Raw genomic sequence first — 19,244 nt, 5'->3', positions numbered from 1 at the left:
GGAGTGCTTCCCACGGTACGGCGATGAGTCCGGTGCCCGCCGACGGTCGACACCACGACACCACCCGCGAGGAGGCACCCATGACCGTCGTGACCACGGATCTGCTCGACCGCCCGGACGCCCGCATCACCTTCGACGTCCGCGGCACCGGCCCGCTGCTCGTGCTCGTCGGCTCGCCGATGGGTGCCGAGGGCTTCGGCCCGCTCGCCGACGCGATGGCCGACGACCACACCGTCGTCACGTTCGACCCGCGCGGCACCGGCCGCAGCCCCGCCGACGACCCGGACACCGACTCCACCGTCGCGCTGCGGGCGGCGGACCTCGCCGCGCTGGTCGAGCACGTCGGCGGCGCCCCGGTCACCCTGTTCGGCTCCAGCGGCGGGGCGGTGGTGTCGCTCGCGCTGGCACAGGAGCGCCCCGAGCTGGTGGGGGTCGTCGTCGCGCACGAACCGCCGCTGGAGGAGCTGCTGCCCGACGCGGCGGAGCACCGCGCGGCGACCGAGCAGATCGTCCGCACCTACCGGGAGCAGGGCGGCGCGGCGGCCTGGGCGCTGTTCCTGGAGTCGGCCGGGTTGGGCGCGGCACCCGACGACGCCCCGGCGAGCGCGGCCGACGACGCCGGGCTCCCCGCGACCGACGGCGACGCGACCGCGCAGCAGGCCGCCGACGAACGGCACTTCTTCCTGCACGAGATGCGCGAGACGGTCCGGTGGCGTCCGGACCCGCAGCAGCTGCGCGGGCGCCGGGTCGTCGTCGGCATCGGGTCCGCCTCGGCCGGGCAGATCTGCGACCGGACCTCCCGGGCGCTGGCCGCGGAGCTGGGCCGGGACCCGGAGCCGTTCCCCGGCGGGCACGTCGGGTGGCTGGAGGACCCGGCCGGTTTCGTCGCCCGGCTGCGGGAGGTGCTGGCGCGCACCTGACAGCGGCCGCACGGTTCGGCAGGATGGCGCGGTGATCAGCACGACCGCTGCGGGCGACGCCGTCCGCGCCCGGCCCGACTCCGAGCGCCGCCGCCGGGCCCGGGCCGCCCTGCACGACCTGCTGCCGCAGCTGTCCCGGGAGGCGGTCGCCGCGCTCGGCGCGGTCGAGGCGGCGGGGTTCCTCGCCCGCACCGAACGCTGGTACGCCGACGCGCACCTGCCGCTGGACGCGCTCTACGGCGCCGTCGCCGACCCGGGCGGGCTGACCGCCCGGCTGGTGCGCGCCGCGCTGGCCGCCGCGGCCGCCCGCCCGCAGGCGCTGCGCGAGCTCGACCGCCGCCGCGAGGTCGACGGCGACTGGTTCCAGGACCCCCGCACCGTCGGCTACGTCGCCTACACCGACCGCTTCGCGGGCACCCTGCGCGGCATCCGCACCCGCCTGGACCACCTGTCCGACCTGGGCGTGCGCTACCTGCACCTGATGCCGCTGCTCAAGCCGCGCGACGGCGAGAACGACGGCGGCTACGCCGTCGCCGACTACACCGCCGTCGACCCGCGGCTGGGCACGATGGACGACCTGGAGTCCCTCGCCGGGGCGCTGCGCGAGCGCGGGATGAGCCTGTGCGTGGATCTCGTCCTCAACCACACCGCCGCCGAGCACCCGTGGGCGCGCGGCTGGCTCGCCGGCGACCCGCGCTACGCCGGCTTCTACACCGCCTACCCGGACCGGGAGATGCCCGACGCCTGGGAGGCGACGATCCCCGACGTCTTCCCCGACCGCGCGCCCGGATCGTTCAGCTGGGTGCCCGGGGCGAACGGCGGCGACGGCGGCTGGGTGTGGACGACGTTCTGGGACTACCAGTGGGACCTCGACTGGACCTGCCCCGAGGTGTTCGCCGCGATGCTCGGCACCGTGTTCACCCTGGCCGGGCGCGGGGTCGAGGTGCTGCGGATGGACGCGGCGCCGTTCCTCGGCAAGCGACTCGGCACGAACTGCCAGAACCAGCCCGAGGCCCACGACGTGCTGCAGGCGCTGCACGCGCTCACCCGGATCGCGGCCCCGGCGGTGGTCTTCAAGGCGGAGGCGATCGTCGCGCCCGACGACCTCGTCGGCTACCTCGGCGCGCACGACCGCTACCGCCCCGAGTGCGAGCTGGCCTACCACAACCAGCTCATGGTGATGCTGTGGTCGAGCCTGGCCACCCGCGACGCCCGCCTCGCCGCGCACGCGCTGCGCCGCATGACCCCCGCCCCGTCGGCGACGGCGTGGGCGACCTACGTCCGCTGCCACGACGACATCGGCTGGGCCGTCTCCGACGTCGACGCCGCCGCCGTCGGCTGGGACGGCCCGTCGCACCGGCGGTTCCTCAACGACTTCTTCGCCGGGCGCTTCCCGGGCAGCTTCGCCCGCGGCGCCCTGTTCCAGGAGGACCCCGACACCGGGGACGCCCGCATCTCCGGCAGCGCCGCGGCGCTCTGCGGCATCGACGACGCCCGCGCCCGCCACGACCCCGCCGCCCTCGACGCGGGTGTGCGACGCCTGCTGCTCGCGCACGCCGTCGTCTACGGCTGGGGCGGCATCCCCCTGCTCTACATGGGCGACGAGCTCGCACTGGCCAACGACACCGGCTACCGCGCCGACCCCGAGCGCGCCGCGGACAACCGCTGGATGCACCGGCCCCCGATGGACGAGGCCGCGTTCGCCCGCCGCTACGACCCGGACACGGTGGAGGGCCGGGTGTTCGGCGCGCTGACCGGGTTCGCCGCGGTGCGGGCCGAGCTGCCCGCGCTGCACGCGTCGGCGCCGGTGGAGGTCCCCGAGCTCGACGACCCCGCCGTGCTCGGATGGACACGGCGGCACCCGCGCGGCGGCCGCTTCGTCGGGCTGGTCAACGTCGCGGACCGGCCCGCCTCGGTCGACGCCGCCCTGGTCACCGGCCTGGACACGGTGCTGTCCTCCGACGGGCCGGTCCGCACCGAGGGCGGGCGGGCCCACCTCCCGCCGCTGTCCTGGGCGTGGCTCGCGGAGCCGTGAGCCACGCCCGGCGTCGTCAGTAGCTCCCGAACGGCGTGCCGCCCCCGAACAGCGGTGACGTGCTCATGGCCTCGCGGAACTCCAGGAACATCACGAGCCCGTAGACCGCCGAGGCCAGGAACACCAGGCAGGACAGCGACACCAGCACGTAGGTGATGACCCGCAGCACGGTGAGCGCGGTCGGGTCCTTGGCCACGGTCACCGGGGCCGGTACGGACGCCGCGGTCGCCGCGGCCGCCGGGCGGTGCGCCGTGGTGACCGGCCCGGTCGCCTCGACGCCCGGTCCCGCCGGTGCGGTCGCCCGGGCCGGGGGCCCGGTCCGCTCGGCGAGCTCGTCCCGCGCCGGGGCGGCGGTCCGGCCGGACGCGCCGAAGCGGGCCGCGGCGGCCTCGGCCACCGTCGCCGGACGACGCCCGCCGGACTCCGACGGGGGCCGCGGCGCCGGAACGGCCCCGGTCCCGGTCCCGGTCCCGAGGGCAGTGCGCTCGGCGACCGCGGTGCCGCCGGCCTCCCCGTGGACGGCGCGCTCCTCCCGGCCGTACGCGGCGGCCGGGGCTGCGGCGGTCGGGGCTGCGGCGGCCGGCGCGACTGTGGTCGGCGCGGCGTCGTCCTCCTCGGCGGTGACCGGGTAGGGCGGCCCGCCGTCGATCGCGGTCCCGCCACGGGACTCGGGGTCGCCGTACTCGCCGTAGGCGGCCCGGGTCGGGGTGGCCGGCTCCTCGGGCTGGCGGTGCGCGGCCCGGCCGTACGCGCCGTACCCGCCGTCGTCGGGGTCGTCGCCGCCCGGCTGCGACCCGCCCGCCGGCACGGGGGCGCCGTAGCCCTCGTAGCGCATCGGTGCGGCGTACCCGCCCCGCCCGACGGTCGGCTGCGGACCGGTCCCGCCGTACAGCTCGCCGAAGCCCTCCGGGTCGGTGGGCGTGGCCCGCTCCACCGGCCGCGACGACCGCAGGTCCGGGTAGCCGCCCTGGTAGGAGTCCTCGGGGAACTCGTGGTCGTCGAACCCGTGCCGCGGTCGCGGCGACGGCCGTGCGCGGTCGGCGTCGGCACCGCGCGGGCCGGGGCTGGGTCGGTGCTGCGGGCCGGTCATGGCAGGACCTCCGGGGTACGGCGTCACGGTCGGCGACACGTGCTGTGTCACCTCTACCGCCGGTCGTACCCACGGCGTTAGCCCTTACGACCTACAGTCACCCGGTCCGGCGAGGTGAAATCACCGGGTGTACACCCCGGTCGGGGAATCGTGGTATCCCTTCGCCCCGACGGCTTCGGCCAGCGGGCTGCCCGGCGGCCCGCCGTCACGCACCCGCGCGACGACGGCGTCGACGTCCCAGACCGGGGTCCAGCCGAGCTCGGCGACCGCCCGGTCCGGGCAGTACACCCGGTCCACCGGCGGGACCGGCCGGCCGCGGTCGGCCAGCAGCGCGGCGAGGGCCGGGGCCCGCCGCTCCAGTACCGCGGCCGGGTCGCGGCCCAGCTCGGCGAGGTCGGACCGGCGGAACGGCGTCGGTGCGCTGACCACGTAGCGGGCGAACCCGAGCCCGGGTGCCCGCCGGGCCGCGGCCAGGTGCGCGGACACGACGTCGGCGACGTCGACCCGCCGGTGGCAGAACTCGACCAGCTTGAGCGTGGTGTCGTCGTGGACGGCGCGGACCTCGTCGCGGTCGTCGGCCTCGGGGAAGAACCGCGAGGTCCGCAGCACCACCACCGGCAGCCCCGGGTCCAGCGCGGCCAGCTCGCACAGGTCCTCGGCGGCGGTCTTGGTGGCGCCGTAGACGTTGCGCACCCGCGGGACCACGGTCTCGTCGATCCAGGTCGCGGGCCCGCCCGGCGCCGGGGTCAGCGCGCGGCCGAAGGCGCTGGTCGAGGACGTGAACACCACGCCCCGCACCCCCGCGGCGGCGGACTCCTCCAGCACCGCGAGGGTGCCCGACACGTTCGTGTCGACGAAGTCCTGCCTGCTGTGCGAGCCGACGTGCGGCTTGTGCAGCGTCGCGGTGTGCAGCACGTGGGTGACCCCGCGCAGCGCCGACCGCAGGGCGTCGCGGTCGGTCAGCGACGCGACGACCGCGGTCCACGGCGAGGGCCGCCGGTCCAGGCCGACGACGGGCACCCCGTCGCCGGCCAGCGTGCGGACCAGCGCCTCACCGAGGTGGCCGGAACTGCCGGTGACGAGGACCCGCTCCATCCCACCAGTGAACCCGCTCAGGCAAGCAGGTTCCGCAGCTCGGTCACCGCCGTCCGCAGCTCCCGGGCGAAGGCGTGCATCCCCTCGGCCTGGTCGGCCGGGGTGGACAGGTGCACGTGGAAGCGGTCGGGCAGCAGGACGTAGGCCACCCCGATGCAGCGCGAGCTGGTCGAGCCGAACCCGAAGTACCGGATGTTGTCCGACGGCGCGGAGCTGGTCGACAGCCAGTCGTCGCGCATGATCGTCCAGCCGGGGGAGTCGAACACCGCGAGCTGCTCGGTGACGCCCAGCTCCGCCCCGCGACGGCGCCGGATCCAGTCCAGCTCCCACAGGTGTTGCTCGGGCGCGTCGCCCTGCTGGCACTGCTTCGCGCGGGCGCCGTGCGCCGCGGCGGCGGCCCGGAAGGTGTCGACCTTGTCGGCGTCGGAGGCCAGCGGGTCCCCCATGGTGTCGACGAAGGTCACCATCTCCGGGGTGATCACCCGCATCGCCTCGGTGCGGCCGCGCCGGAACTGCCGGGTCGCGATCGACTCGTAGGTGGCCCCGGTGACGCCCTTGGCCCGCCGGTGCGCGACCTGGTAGCAGGCCTGCACGAAGGCGTCCGGGGAGCACTTCAGGGCCTTGGCGTCGCGGGCGCCGAAGTCGTCGAAGGCGACGAGCTCGGTGGCGGTGGCGTCGAGGAACGCCGCGAACGCGTCGTGCGCGCGGGTGACGGTGGCGCGCAGGTCGTCGTCGAGGACGAACCGCAGCTCGCCGTGCGGCGGGGCGCCCTGCGGGCGGGTCCCGATCCGCTCGGCGTGCACCTCGACCGGGTCGGCGAACATGGCGTCGACCAGGGTGAGCACGGTCGTGCCGTCCAGCTCGCAGTGCTCGACGTTGATCCCGGCGGTGCCGTCGGCGAGCACCACGATCGACAGCGCCTTGTCGAACCAGCGGTCACCGGAGTCCCCGGCCAGCAGGGTCCGCGCGGCGGACTCCTCGTCGGCGGGGTCGGTCTCGTCGAGACAGATCGCGAGCAGCGCCCGCTCCACGAGGTCGACGGCCTCGGCGTTCGCCGGGTCCAGCCCGGTCAGCCGGTCCCGCACCGCGGCCCACTCGGCGCGGGCCAGGGTGGTCAGCGCGCCGACCGCGTCGCCGGTGGCGGCCCGCTCGGGGTGGGCGTCGCGGATCTCCCGCAGCGCGCCGGCGATCTCCTCGGCGGTGTGCGCCGCCCCGTCCGGCCCGATCACGTCGAGGCGGTGGATCCGGCCGCGGTGCAGCACCACGACGTGCCGCTCGGTGGACGGGCCCGGCCAGTCGTCGCTGTAGGGGGTGCGGACGCTGTCCTGGGGGTCGCCCGGGATGCGGGTGGTGGAGAAGATGTGGCGGCTTTGGTCCATCGACTGCGCCACGTCGCGGTTGAGCAGCGGCGGGAACGTCCCGGCGTCGAGGTCGGCCTTGTGCCCGAGGGCGGCCACGGTGAGCTGCGCGGCCCGCTCGCACGGGTCGGTGGTCGGGCCCGGCCCGAACAGGAAGAAGAAGTTCGCGTTGAGCGCGATCCGGTCGCGCCGGCCCAGGTAGCGCGACGGCCAGAACGCGTCCAGCCAGCTGTGGGCGCCGGCGTCGAAGCGCTCGAGGTCGGCCTGGAGCACCGACGCGGGGCCGCCCTCGGCGAGCAGCTCGCGGGCGGCGGACTCGGTGCGGGCGTACTCGTCGGGGGTGAGCAGCGGGGCGCACCACTCGAGGAAGCGGTCGACCGAGGCGGACAGGGTCGGGAGCGGCACCTTCGGCAGGTCGTCGTCGGCCGCGAACGTGGTGGTCACGGGCATCAGTCCAGCAGCCCGTCGACGCGCACGGCGCGCGACCCCCCGTGTTCGGACAGTGTTCTCCCGAACAGCTGGCGGGTGCGGACCGCGCTGCCGACCACCCCGGGGCGGGTGCTGTAGGAGAAGATCGCCGTGTGCCGGGCGGTGTCGCCGCGCACCTCGGTCACCCGGTGCAGCGAGTACCGGCCGCGGAACAGCTGCAGGTCACCGGGGCGCAGCACCAGCCGTCGGACGCGGTCGCCGCCCCTGCCGTGCAGGACCTCGGCGACGTCGGCGGTGTTCTCCGAGGAGGTGCTGCGGATGTCCGGGCAGTACTCGAAGACCCCACCGGCCTCCGGCGCGCGGGTGAGCAGGCTGATCGCGATCTCGTTGGTGTCGAAGTGCCAGGGGTGCGACCGGCCGTCGCCGACGACGTTCAGGCACAGCCCGGCCAGCGGGTCGGCCAGCTCGTGCAGCTCGGCCACGCCGGTGCAGGCGGCGAGGAAGGCGCGGAAGGCGGGCTGCGGGTACAGGCGGTGGACCACCGCGGCGGCCGGGATCCGGTCGCGGGCGACGAAGGCGTTGCCCCGCTCCATCGGCACCCGCGCCGGGTGGTCGGCGGGCAGCGAGGGGTCGGGGTCGGTGTTGTAGACGTTGACCACGGCGGTCTCGTAGTGCGCCAGCGGGGCGACCGCCTCGCCCTCGGTCCGCAGCCGATCCCGCCACGACGCCCGGACGAACCCGGGGAGCACCGCGCAGCCGTCGGCGGCGAGCTGGGCGCGGGCCCGGCGGACCGCGTCCTCCCACCCGGACGAGCCCGGTTCGTGCACCGGGTAGCGGGTCAGGTCGACCGGGTCGAGCTCCTGCGGGGCCGCGAGTGCGGTCGGCTGCACGGATCAGCTCCTTCGTGCCCGGGCAGCGCCGGTGCCGCCCACGGTGTCACCGTCATCCAAACCCGTTCGACGTCGCCGGATCAACGGTGAGTGACTGAGCGATCAGTTTCCGTGCGCCGTGGGAGGCTGTTCTTGCGAGAGGGAACCCCGGCGGAGGATGGTTCGTTGATCCCGTCGGCGAGCGAGGAGGCTGTCATGGGAGCTATGAGCCCCACCCACTGGTTGATCGTGCTGGTCGTGCTGGTCCTGCTGTTCGGCGCGAAGAAGCTGCCGGAGATGGCGCGGTCGGTCGGTCGGTCCAGCCGGATCCTGAAGAGCGAGATGCGCGGCCTGCGCGACGACGACGAGCGCCCCGGGGAGATCGGACCCGGCGGCGCGACCCGTGCCGACACCGAGGTCCGTGACCCCGGCACCCGGCAGCCGGGGACGCCGGAGGGCACCGCCCGCCCGGAGCCCGGCCCCGAGACCCACCGGGCCTGACACCGCAGGACGGACGACGCATGACGGTGCTCGTGACGGGGGCCAGCCGCGGGGTCGGCGCGGCCACCGCCCGGCTGCTGGCCGGCCGCGGCCAGGACGTCCTCGTCGGGCACCGGGCCTCACCGGAGGACGCCGCGGCCGTCGTCGCGGAGTGCCGGGCGGCCGGGGTGCACGCCGACGCGGTCGCCGCCGACGTCACCCGCACCGAGGGCGTCGAGCGGCTGTTCGACGCGGCGGCGGCCATGCCGTCGCCGCTGACCGGTGTGGTCGCGAACGCCGGCGGTGCCCCCTCGCGGCAGCGGCTCGAGGACATGAGCGACGCCCGGATCGACGAGGTCGTCGCGCTCAACCTGCGCGCGGCGCTGCTGTGCTCGCGCGAGGCGGTGCACCGCATGTCCACCCGCTACGGCGGGGCGGGCGGGGTGCTCGTGCACGTCACCTCCCGCGCGGCGGTGCTCGGCTCGCCCGACGAGTGGAACGACTACGCGGCCGCGAAGGCCGGGGTCGAGGCGCTCGTCGTCGGGCTCGCGAAGGAGGTCGCCGCGGACGGGATCCGGGTCGCGGCCGTCCGGCCGGGCCTGCTCGACACCGACTTCCACGCCCGGGCCGGCGAGCCGGGGCGGATCGAACGGATGGCGCCGTCGATCCCGATGGGCCGCGCCGGTCACCCCGACGAGGTGGCGACGGCGATCGCCTGGCTCCTGTCGGACGAGGCCAGCTACGTCACCGGGGCCGTGCTGGACGTGTCCGGCGGGCGCTGAGCCGACGGTCGGGGGGCCACCGGCGCGGGTCGGGGCCCGGCCGGCGGTGGGGGAACGGACCGGCTGTGTGGACGGCGGTCGGCGGCGGCGCTCAGGAGGCGGCGCGGGCCGAGCGTCCGAAACCGATCCGCCCGCGGCGGCGGGCACGGCGCCCGGCCCCGGAGGTCTCGGCACACAGCAGGCACCCGTCCCCGGGCGGGGAGGCCAGCGACGCCGGCAGCACCACGTGCCCGCAGAGCGCGGTGCAGTGGCCGGTCCCGGCGGCGAGCGAGTCGGCCAGGACCGCCTGTGCGACGACGTGGCTGCGGCTGTCGCGGGCGCAGGTGACCGTGACGGTCTGCTCCTCGACCGGCGCGGTCGCCACGGCCACGGGGCGCGTACTGGCGGGTGTCACCGACACGGCAGCTCCTCCGGGCACGATTCGACGGAGTATCCATCGTCACCCCGCAGCGGTGCAGATGCAAGTGCATCCGCACGATTGGCCGAACGTGCGCCCGGGTGGTCGCGGAGCGTGGTGAGCGCCACGTCGGGCCCCCGGCCGCTCCGGACGGGGGTCCCGGGCGCCGTCCGGGCGGGCCGGTGATCACGGTGTCTTCCAGGGCGGACACCGGGTGCCACCGGGCCGGGCCCGGCTGTGGCGCCGGTCACGTGGATCACGGCCCCGGGGGCCGCCGCCCGTCGTCAGCGGCTGCGACGTGCGCCCGACGGCACTAATCTCGCCAGTCATGACCGCTCCCGAACAGGCTCCTCCTCGGGCGTCCACGGTTCCGGACGGGGACGCCGCGACCGGCGCACCCGCGCCGGCGGCCGACGCCGACGGTGACCATTCGTACGAGATCGGCTCCCCGGTCCCGGCGGACGGGGTGGACATGTGGCGGCTGGCGGTGGAGGCGCGGACGCTGGACGCGAACTCCCGCTACGCCTACGTCCTGTGGTGCCGCGACTTCGCGCGCACCTCGGTCATCGCCCGGCGCGACGACGGCCGCGCGGTCGGCTACGTGACCGGCTACCTGCGTCCGGAAAACGGCGCCCTGCTCATCTGGCAGGTGTGCGTCGACCCGGTGGCACGCGGGGCCGGTCTGGCCGGCCGGCTGCTGGACGCCGTCTGGGACCAGGCGGGCGCCGAGCGGATGGAGACCACCATCACGCCGGACAACGCCTCCTCGATCCGCCTCTTCACGAAGTTCGCGGAGCGCCACGACATGACGATCGAGCGGGAGGACCTCTTCGGTCCCGACCTGCTCGGTGACGAGCACGAGCCGGAGAACCTGTATCTCATCGGCCCGATCGCAGCAGACAAGGGTGGGAACACATGACCGTTTTCGAGGATCTCGAGTCCCAGGTCCGGAGCTACTGCCGCAACTGGCCCGTCGTCTTCGACACGGCGAAGGGAAGCCGTCTGACCGACGTCGACGGCCACTCCTACCTGGACTTCTTCGGTGGCGCGGGTGCCCTGAACTACGGGCACAACCCCGAGGTGCTCAAGAAGCCGCTGATCGAGTACCTGACCCGTGACGGCATCACCCACGGGCTGGACATGTACACCTCGGCCAAGGGTGAGTTCCTCCAGACCTTCGAGGACGTCATCCTCAAGCCGCGGAACCTGCAGTACAAGGTGCAGTTCCCCGGCCCGACCGGAGCCAACGCCGTCGAGTCCGCGCTGAAGCTCGCGCGCAAGATCAGCGGTCGGGAGGCGCTGATCAACTTCACCAACGCCTTCCACGGCATGACGCTGGGCGCGCTGTCGGTGACCGGCAACTCGATGAAGCGCGGTGGCGCGGGCATCCCGCTGGTCCACTCGACGCCGATGCCGTTCGACAACTACTTCGACGGCAAGATGCCCGACTTCCTGTGGTTCGAGAAGGTCCTCGACGACACCGGCTCCAGCCTGAACGAGCCGGCGGCCGTGATCGTCGAGACCGTGCAGGGCGAGGGCGGGCTCAACCCGGCCCGCATCGAGTGGCTGCAGGGCCTGCGCGAGCTGTGCACCCGCAAGGGCATCATCATGATCGTCGACGACGTGCAGATGGGCTGCGGCCGGACCGGCCCGTTCTTCTCCTTCGAGATCGCCGGGATCCAGCCGGACATCGTCACCATCTCCAAGTCCATCTCCGGCTACGGGCTGCCGATGGCGCTCGTGCTCATCAAGCCGGAGTACGACCAGTGGGGCCCGGGCGAGCACAACGGCACGTTCCGCGGCAACAACCCCGCGTTCGTCACCGCCACGCACACGCTGCGGAACTGGTGGACCGACGACACGCTGGAGAAGGAGACCCTGCGCAAGGGCGAGAAGGTCGAGGAGGCCTTCAACAAGATCATCGGTGACAACCAGGGCACCGAGATGTTCACCAAGGGCCGTGGGATGGCGCGGGGCATCCAGTTCGAGGGCGAAGGGCTGGCCGAGAAGGTGGCCGCCAAGGCCTTCGAGCACCGGCTGCTGCTGGAGACCGCCGGCCCGAACGACGAGGTCCTCAAGCTCCTCGCCCCGCTCACCACCACCGACGACGAGCTCGACGAGGGAATTGCGATCATCGCCGAGTCCGTCAAGACCGTAATCGGGAGCTGATCAACAACCATGATCGTCCGCACCATCGACGAGATCACCGACACCGAGCGCGACGTGATCTCCGAGGACAAGCAGTGGCGCAGCAAGCGCATCGTTCTCGCCAACGACAAGGTGGGATTCTCGGTCCACGAGACCACCCTGCAGGCCGGGACGGTCAACGACTTCTGGTACGCGAACCACATCGAGGCCGTCTTCATCACCGAGGGTGAGGGCGAGCTCTACGACAAGGACAACGACGTCACGTACCAGCTCAAGCCGGGCTCGATCTACGTGCTGAGCGGCAACGAGAAGCACCAGCTCCGCCCGAAGACCACCATCAAGTGTGTGTGCGTCTTCAACCCGCCGGTCACCGGTCGGGAGGTGCACGACGAGAACGGCGTGTACCCGCTGATCACGGAGGACTGAACCTCCGTCCCCAGAATCGACATCGCGAGGGGTGTTTCCGCTGTGTGACAGCGGGAACGCCCCTCGCGGTCGTTCACACGACATCCATCCGAAGGGACACCAAACCCACAGCGACTCACAGGAGGGTCCATGACCGCACCGGTCGGAAACGACGAACCGCGTCTCGCGTGCGCCACCGCGGACCGCTACCCCACCCGCGTCTCCAGCACCCCCGCCTTCATCGACCGCGCCGAGCCCACCGTCTGGAGCGACCGGGCGAGCGCGGGCATGTTCGGCGCCCAGGAGCTGGAGGCGCACGAGCGCGACGGCTTCGTACAGGTGCCGGACCTGCTCACGTCCAACGAGGTCGCGGAGTACCAGGCCGAGCTGGACCGGCTCGCCCACGACCCCGCGGTCCGCGCCGACGAGCGCTGCGTCGTCGAGAAGTCCTCCGACGAGGTCCGCTCGATCTTCGAGGTGCACCGGATCTCCGAGGCGATCGGCCGGCTGGTGCGCGACGAGCGGGTACTGTCGCGGGCCCGTCAGATCCTCGGCTCCGACGTGTACGTCCACCAGAGCCGCATCAACTACAAGCCCGGGCTCGGCGGCGGGGGCTTCTTCTGGCACTCCGACTTCGAGACCTGGCACGCCGAGGACGGCATGCCCGGCCCGCGCGCGGTGAGCTGCTCGATCTCGCTGACCGACAACCACGCGTTCAACGGCTGTCTGATGATCATGCCGGGCTCACACCGGACGTTCGTGTCCTGCGTCGGCGAGACGCCGGAGGACTACCACCTGACGTCGCTGACGGAGCAGGAGATCGGCACCCCCGACCCGGGGTCGATCGCGAAGCTCGCCGAGCGCCACGGCATCGCCATGATGACCGGCGAGGCGGGCGGCGCCACGTTCTTCGACTCCAACTGCATGCACGGGTCGGGGGACAACATCACCCCGTACCCACGCTCGAACATCTTCCTGGTGTTCAACAGCGTCGAGAACGCCTGTGTGGCGCCGTTCTCCGCCCCGCGACCGCGGCCGTCCCACATCGCCGCCCGGGACCTTTCCCCGGTGCGCTGAGCGGTCCCGCGCTCAGGCGCCTTGGAGGGGTGAGAGCTCCGGGCGCTTGGGCCGGTAGTCGTCCCACGTGTGCGTGCCGCGCAGCCTCCTGCGCAGGTACGGCATCACGTGGTGGGTGACCCACCGCAGGTCCTCGGCCTGGCGCGCGGTCCAGGGTGCCGGCCCGTCCTCGGGCTCCGGCCACGGCCCACGCCAGTCCGGGGCCTGCTCGCCGAGGGTCTCGAGCACCCGCCAGGCGACCCGCTCGTGCGCGTGCGGGACCAGGTGCAGCCGGTCCGGCCCCCAGGCCCGCGGGTCGGCGAGGCAGTCCATCGCCCACAGGTCGACGACGCGGCAGCCGTGCCGTTCGGCGGCGGCCCGCATGTCCTCGCTGTAGCAGGCGATCCGGCCGCGCAGCCTGCGGATGAACGGGTGCATCCGGCGCAGGTCGAAGCCGGTGAAGATGAGCACCTCGGCGCCGGTCGCGACCAGCCTGCCGAGCGCGGCGTCGAAGCGGGCGGCGAGGTCGTCGACGTCGCAGGACCAGCCGATGATGTCGTTGCCGCCCGCGCAGAAGGTGACCAGGTCGGGGCGCATCCGTTCGGCGACCGGGATCTGCTCGTCGACGATCTGGTCCAGGACCTTCCCGCGCACGGCGAGGTTGGCGTAGCCGAAGCCGGGGCGGCGGTGGGCGAGGGTCTCGGCGACGCGGTCGGCCCAGCCGCGGGCCCGGCCGTCGGGGGTGAGGTCGTCGAGCCCCTCGGTGAAACTGTCGCCGATCGCGACGTAGCTCCGGTGCTGTGCGTGCGTCTGCTGGTGCATCGGCACGGCCCCCCTCTCGTCCCCGGTCCTCCGCGTGCCTTGTCTGTTGTTCACTGCAACGATGTCCGGTGTTACGCCGATGATCACCCTGTTCCGGGCTGTCCGCCAATCGGATCCCGTCGACCCGGCGCGCGGGATAGGGCACCCTTAGCGGGGTGACGTCCGATCGCGCTCCGCACACCGCGTCCCGGGAGGACCCGAGGCTCGCCGAACTGCTCGGTGGCCGGGCCGGTGCCGTGGACGCCTCGATACCGGTGGTCGCGTTCGTGCTCGCCTGGGTGGTCGCGGGGGCGGCGGGGTCGGCGTTCCCGATCAACTGGGGGGCCGGCGCGGCGATCGTCGCGGGGGCCGTCGTGGCCGGGTGGCGGCTGTACCGGGGCCGGCGGCCGCGGGCGGTGCTGTTCGGGCTGGCCGGGGTCGTCGTCGCGGCCGGGATCGCGCTGGTGACCGGGCGGGCGTCGGACTTCTTCCTGGTTCAGATCGTGTCCAACGTCGGCAGCGCCCTGGCCTGGGCGATCTCGATCGTCGTGCGGTGGCCGCTGCTGGGGGTCGTCGTCGGCGGGCTGCTGGGGCAGCGCACGAGGTGGCGGCGCGACCCGGACCTGCTCCGTGGGTACCAGCGGGCGTCGTGGGCGTGGGTGGCGCAGTACGTCCTGCGGCTGTCGGTGTTCCTCCCGTTGTGGGCGGCCGACCAGGTCGTGCTCCTGGGTGTCGCGCGGACCGTGCTGAGCCCGGTGCTGGTCGGGCTGAGCGTGCTCGTGTCGTGGCCGTTGCTGCGTACGGCCCTGCCGGCCGATCACCCGGGCATCCGTCACCCCCGGTGACAGACTCTGACACCTGGTAGCGCTAGAATCGTGATCTTCCCGTGACCTTCGCTCGGTCGTGTGAAGGTCACCACTTCGGGTGATCGTCCGGCGCAATCGTGGCCTCCCGGACGTTCCCCCGGGGCGAGCCGCCGCACCGACGATCACTGCAAGGAGCCATGCCACACCAGCGCCCCCCGGAGCCCGGCTTCGGCGACGCCCCCCGTGGCGTCCCCGGCCCGGCCCGTCCCCCCGCCCAGCCGTCCGCTCCCCGACCCGGCACCGGTCGCCCGGTGGCCGCCTCCGACGCCCCGCGGCTGCCCCGCCAGCGCACCGCGCACCCGCCCCGCACGCACGGCGGCCGGGTCCCGCAGCCGCCCTCGGGCACCGTCCGCGGCCGGACCACGCAGACCCCGCCCGGTGGCCGTCCGGTGAGTCCGGTCGTGCCCGGGCCGGGCGTGCCGGACGGGACCCCGCCCGGCGGGCGTCCGCGCACCCGGGTGCTGCCGCCCGCGTCGGACACGACCCGCGCGGCCGGTCCCGGCGGTCCGGTGGGCCCGGTCGGCGGTGGACCGAACGGGCCCGGTGGGTCCGGAGGCTCGGGCGGGTCCGGTGACGGCTCCGGCGACGCCTCGTCGGACACCACGAAGGCGAGCGGCCTCAAGGCCGACCTCAGCCCGACGAAGATCGCAGCCGGCGCCGGCGCGGCGATCGTCACGGCGGTGCTCGGCTCGTTCCTCGGCGCGGTCGGCACGGTGATCGGCGCGGCGCTCGGCTCGATCATCTCGACGCTGGCCACCACGCTGTTCACCCGCTCGCTCGAGGTCAGCAAGGACAAGGCGCTCGAGCTGAAGGACAAGGCGACCCGGCGCGGCAAGGGCGTCGCCGAGGGCACCGCGGTCGCCGCGCAGAACGGTGCCGGCCACGGTCTCGCCGGGCCCACCGGCGAGGAGACGGTGCTGCTGGACCCGTGGCAGACACCCGGCGGCACCACCCGCGCCGCCGGAGCGGGCCACGGCCGGTTCCGCCGGGTCCGGGTCACCCGCAAGACGGTGATCGTGTCCGCGGTGCTCGGCGTCGTCACCTTCGCGGTGTCGATGTTCCTGATCTCCGGCATCGAGTTCGTGAAGGGCTCGTCGCTGTCCGGCTCGTCCGGGACCTCGGTGAGCAACGTCGTCCGCGGCGGTGCTCCCCCCGCCCAGCAGGAGAACGACCGGGGCGAGGGCTCCGGGGGCGACTCGTCGACGTCGTCGTCGAGCTCGACCTCCACTGAGGAGTCGGGGACCAGCACGTCGGAGTCGTCGACCAGCACCCGTGACCGGGACTCCGGTCAGGACGGGTCGGGCTCGTCGAACCCGCTGCAGGACGGGCTGAACCGGGTCCTGCCGACCCAGCAGCCGGGCTCCGGCCAGTCGGGTCAGGACTCGGGCGGGCAGAACTCCGGCGGCCAGGGCTCGGGCAACCAGGGCTCGGGCCAGGGGTCCGGCACGCAGAACTGACCCGCGTCCCCGCGGCGCCGGATCCCGGCGCCGCGGGGCCGGGCTCAGCCCAGACGGGCCCGCAGCGTCGCCGCGGCCGCGCGCGGGTCCTCGGCCTCGGTGATCGCCCGGACGACGACGATCCGGTCCGCACCGGCGTCGAGGACCTCGTCGAGGCGGTCGCCGTCGATGCCCCCGATCGCGAACCACGGCCGCGCCGGGGCCCGTCCGGCGACCGTGCGCACCAGGTCCAGGCCGGGTGCCGGGCGTCCCGGCTTGGTCGGGGTCGGCCAGCACGGTCCGACGCAGAAGTAGTCGACCCCGTCCTCGTCGGCGGCGGTCAGGGTCTCGGCGGGGCTGTGCGAGGACCGGCCGATGAGCACGTCGTCGCCGACGACCCGGCGCGCCCACGCCACCGGCAGGTCGTCCTGGCCGAGGTGCAGCACGTCGGCGCCCGCGGCGAGCGCGACGTCGGCGCGGTCGTTCACCGCGAGCAGCGCGCCGTGCCGGCGGCAGGCGTCGGCGAGCACCTCCAGTGCGGCGAGCTCGGCGCTCGCCTCCAGCGGCCCGTCGGGCCCGCCCTTGTCCCGCAGCTGGACGATGTCGACCCCGCCGGCGAGCGCGGCGTCGGCGAACTCCGCCAGGTCACCGCGCGCGGTGCGGGCGTCGGTGCACAGGTAGAGACGGGCGTCGGTGAGGCCGTCGAGCCGGGCGCGCCGGGTGTCGCCGGTGCCGGGACGGGTATCGGTGTCGGACACGGCTCGCAGGCTACGGCGTAGCCTGGGCCCCGGACGACGACGAACCACGGGAGCCCGGGCAGCGGGCTGAGAGGGGATCCGCGACGCGGTCCCGACCGTCGAACCTGATCCGGGTCATGCCGGCGCAGGGAGTGAGGTGGATCCGATGAGCGCGAGTGCCGGACGGCTGGTCGTCGCGGGTGCGGGGGCCGTCGGCCTGTCCGTCGCCCGCGCGGCGGCCCGCGACGGCTGGTCGGTGACGGTGTTCGACCCGGCGCCCGGTCGCGGCGCGTCCTGGGTGGCGGGCGGGATGCTCGCCCCGGTCACCGAGGCCTGGCCCGGCGAGGAGGACCTGCTCGCCCTCGGGCTGGACTCGGTCGCACGCTGGCCGGAGTTCGCCGCGGCCCTGTCCGCCGACGCCGGCACCGACGCCGGGATGCACCCGGAGGGCACCGTCGTCGCCGCGACCGGGTCCGGGGACCGCGCCGAGCTGACCGCGCTCGCGGACTACCTGGAGTCCCTCGGCCGCGACGTGCACCGGCTGACCGGCCGCGAGCTGCGCCGCCTCGAACCCGCGCTGGGCCCGGAGGTCCGCGGCGGCCTGTCGGTGCCCGACGACCCGTCGGTGGACAACCGGCGGCTGCTCGCCGCACTGGCGACCGCGGCCGGGCGGGCCGGGGTCGTCGTCTCCGACCGCGGGGTCGCGCGCGTGCTCGACGACGGCGCCCGTGTCACCGGCGTGCGGCTCGCGGACGGGACCGAGGTCGCGGCGGACGCGGTCGTCGTCGCGGCGGGGGCGCACTCGTCGTCGCTGCACCCGGTGCTCGACGGGCTGGTCCGCCCGGTGAAGGGCGAGATCCTGCGGCTGACCCGGCGCGCCGGGGCGCTGCCGCCGCCGTCGCGGACGGTGCGGGCACTCGTCGACGGGCGGCCGGTCTACGCCGTGCCGCGGACGCTGCCCGGGTACGGCGACCTCGTCGTCGGCGCGACGACGGCGGAGAACGGCTTCGACACCGACGTCACCGTCGGCGGGGTGCGCGACCTGCTGCGCGACGCCGAGCGGATCCTGCCCGGGATCGCCGAGTACGCGCTGACCGAGACCGCCGCCGGGCTGCGACCGGGCAGCCGGGACAACCTGCCGCTGATCGGGCGCACCGGGCCCGACGGGCTGATCGCGGCCACCGGGCACGGCCGCAACGGGATGCTGCTGGTACCGGTGACCGCGGCGGCCGTCGCGGCGCTGCTGCGCGGCGACGACGTGCCGGAACCGGTCCGCGCGGCGGACCCGCGACGGTTCGCCCCGGCCGCCGCCGGGGCACGCGAGGAGGGGAACCACTGATGCGGATCGTGCTGAACGGCGAGCACCGCGACGTCGACGACGGCGCCGACCTCGCCCGGATCCTGGCCGAGGCCGGGCTGCCGGAGCGGGGGATCGCCGTCGCCGTCGACGGGGAGGTCGTGCCGCGTACGTCGTGGGCCGGGCACCGCCCCGCCGACGGCGCGCGGGTCGAGGTCCTGACCGCGGTACAGGGAGGATGAGCATGGCTGTGCAGACCGACAAGCTCGCGTTCGGCGACCACCTGTTCGACTCGCGGCTGGTGATGGGCACCGGTGGTGCCGCGAACCTGGAGATCCTGGAGCGGGCGCTGGTCGCGTCCGGCACCGAGCTGACGACGGTGGCGCTGCGACGCGTCGACGTCGCGGGCGGGACCGGGCTGCTGGACCTGCTGCGCCGCCTCGGGATCGCCGTGCTGCCCAACACCGCGGGCTGCCGGACCGCCGCCGAGGCGGTGCTCACCGCGCGGATGGCGCGCGAGGCGATGGAGACCGACCTGGTGAAGCTGGAGGTCGTCGCCGACGAGACGACCCTGCTGCCCGACCCGGTCGAGCTCCTCGACGCCGCCGAGCAGCTCGTCGACGACGGCTTCACCGTGCTGCCCTACACCAACGACGACCCGATCCTCGCCCGTCGCCTGGAGCAGGTCGGGTGCGCCGCGGTCATGCCGCTGGGCTCGCCGATCGGCACCGGGCTGGGCATCCGCAACCCGCACAACATCGAGATGATCGTGGCCGCCGCCGGCGTGCCGGTCGTGCTCGACGCCGGGATCGGCACCGCCTCCGAGGCGGCGCTGGCGATGGAGCTGGGCTGCGACGCCGTCCTGCTCGCCACCGCGGTCACCCGCGCCGCCGACCCGGAGCGGATGGCGCGCGCGATGCGCCGCGGGGTGGAGGCGGGGTGGGACGCCCGGCACGCCGGCCGGATCCCGCGCCGCTACCGGGCACAGGCGAGCTCCCCCGAACGCGAGGACTGACGGTCCGGCGCGTTCCGCGGAACGCGCC

Annotated in this window: 20 protein-coding genes and 1 riboswitch; of the genes, 13 read left to right on the top strand and 7 right to left on the bottom strand. The window is 74.7% G+C overall.

Going from position 1 to position 19,244, the window contains the following annotated elements; genetic code table 11:
• Positions 1-80 precede the first annotated feature (80 nt).
• Both DMP17_RS24165 and DMP17_RS24160 read left to right on the top strand, forming a co-directional pair.
• A complete protein-coding gene (locus DMP17_RS24165; protein ID WP_337830690.1) occupies positions 81-920 on the top strand; it encodes an alpha/beta fold hydrolase in 840 nt (279 codons plus the stop codon).
• 31 nt (positions 921-951) lie between these two features.
• Positions 952-2,955 (top strand): alpha-amylase family protein, encoded by a 2,004-nt coding sequence (locus DMP17_RS24160; protein ID WP_226354070.1) that lies wholly within the window; start codon positions 952-954, stop codon positions 2,953-2,955.
• 16 nt (positions 2,956-2,971) lie between these two features.
• Here DMP17_RS24160 and DMP17_RS24155 read toward each other — a convergent pair whose 3' ends face one another.
• From DMP17_RS24155 to DMP17_RS24140, 4 genes are all read right to left on the bottom strand, one after another.
• Positions 2,972-4,045, bottom strand: coding sequence for a hypothetical protein (locus DMP17_RS24155; RefSeq protein ID WP_337830689.1), 1,074 nt, complete (start codon positions 4,043-4,045; stop codon positions 2,972-2,974).
• A 120-nt stretch (positions 4,046-4,165) separates the two neighbouring features.
• Positions 4,166-5,140: an NAD-dependent epimerase/dehydratase family protein gene (locus tag DMP17_RS24150; protein ID WP_337830688.1), complete on the bottom strand. Its 975-nt coding sequence runs from the start codon at positions 5,138-5,140 to the stop codon at positions 4,166-4,168.
• Positions 5,141-5,157: 17 nt separating this feature from the next.
• Positions 5,158-6,942 (bottom strand): choline/carnitine O-acyltransferase, encoded by a 1,785-nt coding sequence (locus tag DMP17_RS24145; RefSeq protein WP_443217902.1) that lies wholly within the window; start codon positions 6,940-6,942, stop codon positions 5,158-5,160.
• Between the two features lie 5 nt (positions 6,943-6,947).
• A complete protein-coding gene (locus DMP17_RS24140; RefSeq protein WP_337830686.1) occupies positions 6,948-7,817 on the bottom strand; it encodes a HalD/BesD family halogenase in 870 nt (289 codons plus the stop codon).
• A 204-nt stretch (positions 7,818-8,021) separates the two neighbouring features.
• On the opposite strand from DMP17_RS24140, the gene tatA reads away from it, so the two are divergent.
• Together tatA and DMP17_RS24130 are read left to right on the top strand one after the other, a co-directional pair.
• Complete coding sequence (gene tatA / locus DMP17_RS24135) at positions 8,022-8,297, top strand: Sec-independent protein translocase subunit TatA (RefSeq protein ID WP_443217974.1); 276 nt, start codon at positions 8,022-8,024, stop codon at positions 8,295-8,297.
• A gap of 20 nt (positions 8,298-8,317) precedes the next feature.
• Complete coding sequence (locus DMP17_RS24130) at positions 8,318-9,058, top strand: SDR family oxidoreductase (protein ID WP_226354064.1); 741 nt, start codon at positions 8,318-8,320, stop codon at positions 9,056-9,058.
• Positions 9,059-9,149: 91 nt separating this feature from the next.
• Here DMP17_RS24130 and DMP17_RS24125 read toward each other — a convergent pair whose 3' ends face one another.
• Entirely contained in the window at positions 9,150-9,458 is a 309-nt protein-coding gene (locus DMP17_RS24125) for a hypothetical protein (RefSeq protein ID WP_337830684.1), read from the bottom strand.
• Positions 9,459-9,783: 325 nt separating this feature from the next.
• On the opposite strand from DMP17_RS24125, the gene ectA reads away from it, so the two are divergent.
• The 4 genes from ectA to thpD all read left to right on the top strand — a co-directional run bounded on the left by ectA (position 9,784) and on the right by thpD (position 13,085).
• Positions 9,784-10,374, top strand: coding sequence for a diaminobutyrate acetyltransferase (gene ectA, locus DMP17_RS24120; protein ID WP_226367778.1), 591 nt, complete (start codon positions 9,784-9,786; stop codon positions 10,372-10,374).
• Positions 10,371-11,624, top strand: a complete 1,254-nt coding sequence (gene ectB, locus DMP17_RS24115) for a diaminobutyrate--2-oxoglutarate transaminase (RefSeq protein ID WP_337830683.1) — start codon at positions 10,371-10,373, stop codon at positions 11,622-11,624. The genes ectA and ectB overlap by 4 nt, the downstream gene beginning before the upstream one ends.
• Before the next feature lie 9 nt (positions 11,625-11,633).
• Complete coding sequence (locus DMP17_RS24110) at positions 11,634-12,029, top strand: ectoine synthase (protein ID WP_337830682.1); 396 nt, start codon at positions 11,634-11,636, stop codon at positions 12,027-12,029.
• Between the two features lie 129 nt (positions 12,030-12,158).
• Positions 12,159-13,085, top strand: coding sequence for an ectoine hydroxylase (gene thpD, locus DMP17_RS24105; RefSeq protein WP_337830681.1), 927 nt, complete (start codon positions 12,159-12,161; stop codon positions 13,083-13,085).
• 12 nt (positions 13,086-13,097) lie between these two features.
• Here the strand turns inward: thpD and DMP17_RS24100 are convergent, their stop codons facing one another.
• Positions 13,098-13,886 (bottom strand): SGNH/GDSL hydrolase family protein, encoded by a 789-nt coding sequence (locus DMP17_RS24100; RefSeq protein WP_337830680.1) that lies wholly within the window; start codon positions 13,884-13,886, stop codon positions 13,098-13,100.
• Positions 13,887-14,041: 155 nt separating this feature from the next.
• Between DMP17_RS24100 and DMP17_RS24095 the strand changes: the two genes are divergently transcribed.
• Together DMP17_RS24095 and DMP17_RS24090 are read left to right on the top strand one after the other, a co-directional pair.
• On the top strand, positions 14,042-14,710 hold the full coding sequence (locus DMP17_RS24095; protein WP_226354057.1) for a DUF3159 domain-containing protein: 669 nt from the start codon (positions 14,042-14,044) through the stop codon (positions 14,708-14,710).
• 158 nt (positions 14,711-14,868) lie between these two features.
• Positions 14,869-16,188 (top strand): hypothetical protein, encoded by a 1,320-nt coding sequence (locus DMP17_RS24090; RefSeq protein ID WP_337830679.1) that lies wholly within the window; start codon positions 14,869-14,871, stop codon positions 16,186-16,188.
• Between the two features lie 44 nt (positions 16,189-16,232).
• On the opposite strand, the gene thiE is transcribed toward DMP17_RS24090, so the two are convergent.
• Complete coding sequence (gene thiE, locus DMP17_RS24085) at positions 16,233-16,934, bottom strand: thiamine phosphate synthase (RefSeq protein ID WP_443217973.1); 702 nt, start codon at positions 16,932-16,934, stop codon at positions 16,233-16,235.
• A 30-nt stretch (positions 16,935-16,964) separates the two neighbouring features.
• A riboswitch (TPP riboswitch) is annotated at positions 16,965-17,073 on the top strand.
• Here thiE and thiO point away from each other — a divergent pair.
• The 3 genes from thiO (at position 17,071) to DMP17_RS24070 (ending at position 19,216) form a co-directional block, all read left to right on the top strand.
• Positions 17,071-18,243 (top strand): glycine oxidase ThiO, encoded by a 1,173-nt coding sequence (gene thiO, locus DMP17_RS24080; protein WP_337830677.1) that lies wholly within the window; start codon positions 17,071-17,073, stop codon positions 18,241-18,243. It overlaps the preceding riboswitch by 3 nt.
• Positions 18,243-18,443 (top strand): sulfur carrier protein ThiS, encoded by a 201-nt coding sequence (thiS, locus tag DMP17_RS24075; RefSeq protein ID WP_062398305.1) that lies wholly within the window; start codon positions 18,243-18,245, stop codon positions 18,441-18,443. Before thiO ends, thiS begins: the two co-directional genes overlap by 1 nt.
• 2 nt (positions 18,444-18,445) lie before the next feature.
• The gene (locus DMP17_RS24070) at positions 18,446-19,216 is read left to right on the top strand and encodes a thiazole synthase (RefSeq protein WP_226354053.1); all 771 of its coding nucleotides are present in this window, start codon (positions 18,446-18,448) and stop codon (positions 19,214-19,216) included.
• The last annotated feature ends 28 nt before the right edge of the window (positions 19,217-19,244 follow it).

This window comes from Pseudonocardia sp. TMWB2A, assembly GCF_017312135.1.
This window is presented reverse-complemented; position numbering and strand designations above follow the sequence as displayed.

What these genes read in the sequence shown, in the direction of transcription:
- DMP17_RS24090 (WP_337830679.1), top strand. Translation starts at nt 14,869, where the DNA reads ATGCCACACCAGCGCCCCCCGGAGCCCGGCTTCGGCGACGCCCCCCGT.
- ectA (WP_226367778.1), top strand. Translation starts at nt 9,784, where the DNA reads ATGACCGCTCCCGAACAGGCTCCTCCTCGGGCGTCCACGGTTCCGGAC.
- DMP17_RS24100 (WP_337830680.1), bottom strand. Translation starts at nt 13,886, where the DNA reads ATGCACCAGCAGACGCACGCACAGCACCGGAGCTACGTCGCGATCGGC.
- thpD (WP_337830681.1), top strand. Translation starts at nt 12,159, where the DNA reads ATGACCGCACCGGTCGGAAACGACGAACCGCGTCTCGCGTGCGCCACC.
- DMP17_RS24070 (WP_226354053.1), top strand. Translation starts at nt 18,446, where the DNA reads ATGGCTGTGCAGACCGACAAGCTCGCGTTCGGCGACCACCTGTTCGAC.
- ectB (WP_337830683.1), top strand. Translation starts at nt 10,371, where the DNA reads ATGACCGTTTTCGAGGATCTCGAGTCCCAGGTCCGGAGCTACTGCCGC.
- DMP17_RS24130 (WP_226354064.1), top strand. Translation starts at nt 8,318, where the DNA reads ATGACGGTGCTCGTGACGGGGGCCAGCCGCGGGGTCGGCGCGGCCACC.
- DMP17_RS24155 (WP_337830689.1), bottom strand. Translation starts at nt 4,045, where the DNA reads ATGACCGGCCCGCAGCACCGACCCAGCCCCGGCCCGCGCGGTGCCGAC.
- tatA (WP_443217974.1), top strand. Translation starts at nt 8,022, where the DNA reads ATGAGCCCCACCCACTGGTTGATCGTGCTGGTCGTGCTGGTCCTGCTG.
- DMP17_RS24110 (WP_337830682.1), top strand. Translation starts at nt 11,634, where the DNA reads ATGATCGTCCGCACCATCGACGAGATCACCGACACCGAGCGCGACGTG.
- DMP17_RS24165 (WP_337830690.1), top strand. Translation starts at nt 81, where the DNA reads ATGACCGTCGTGACCACGGATCTGCTCGACCGCCCGGACGCCCGCATC.
- thiS (WP_062398305.1), top strand. Translation starts at nt 18,243, where the DNA reads ATGCGGATCGTGCTGAACGGCGAGCACCGCGACGTCGACGACGGCGCC.
- thiO (WP_337830677.1), top strand. Translation starts at nt 17,071, where the DNA reads ATGAGCGCGAGTGCCGGACGGCTGGTCGTCGCGGGTGCGGGGGCCGTC.
- DMP17_RS24150 (WP_337830688.1), bottom strand. Translation starts at nt 5,140, where the DNA reads ATGGAGCGGGTCCTCGTCACCGGCAGTTCCGGCCACCTCGGTGAGGCG.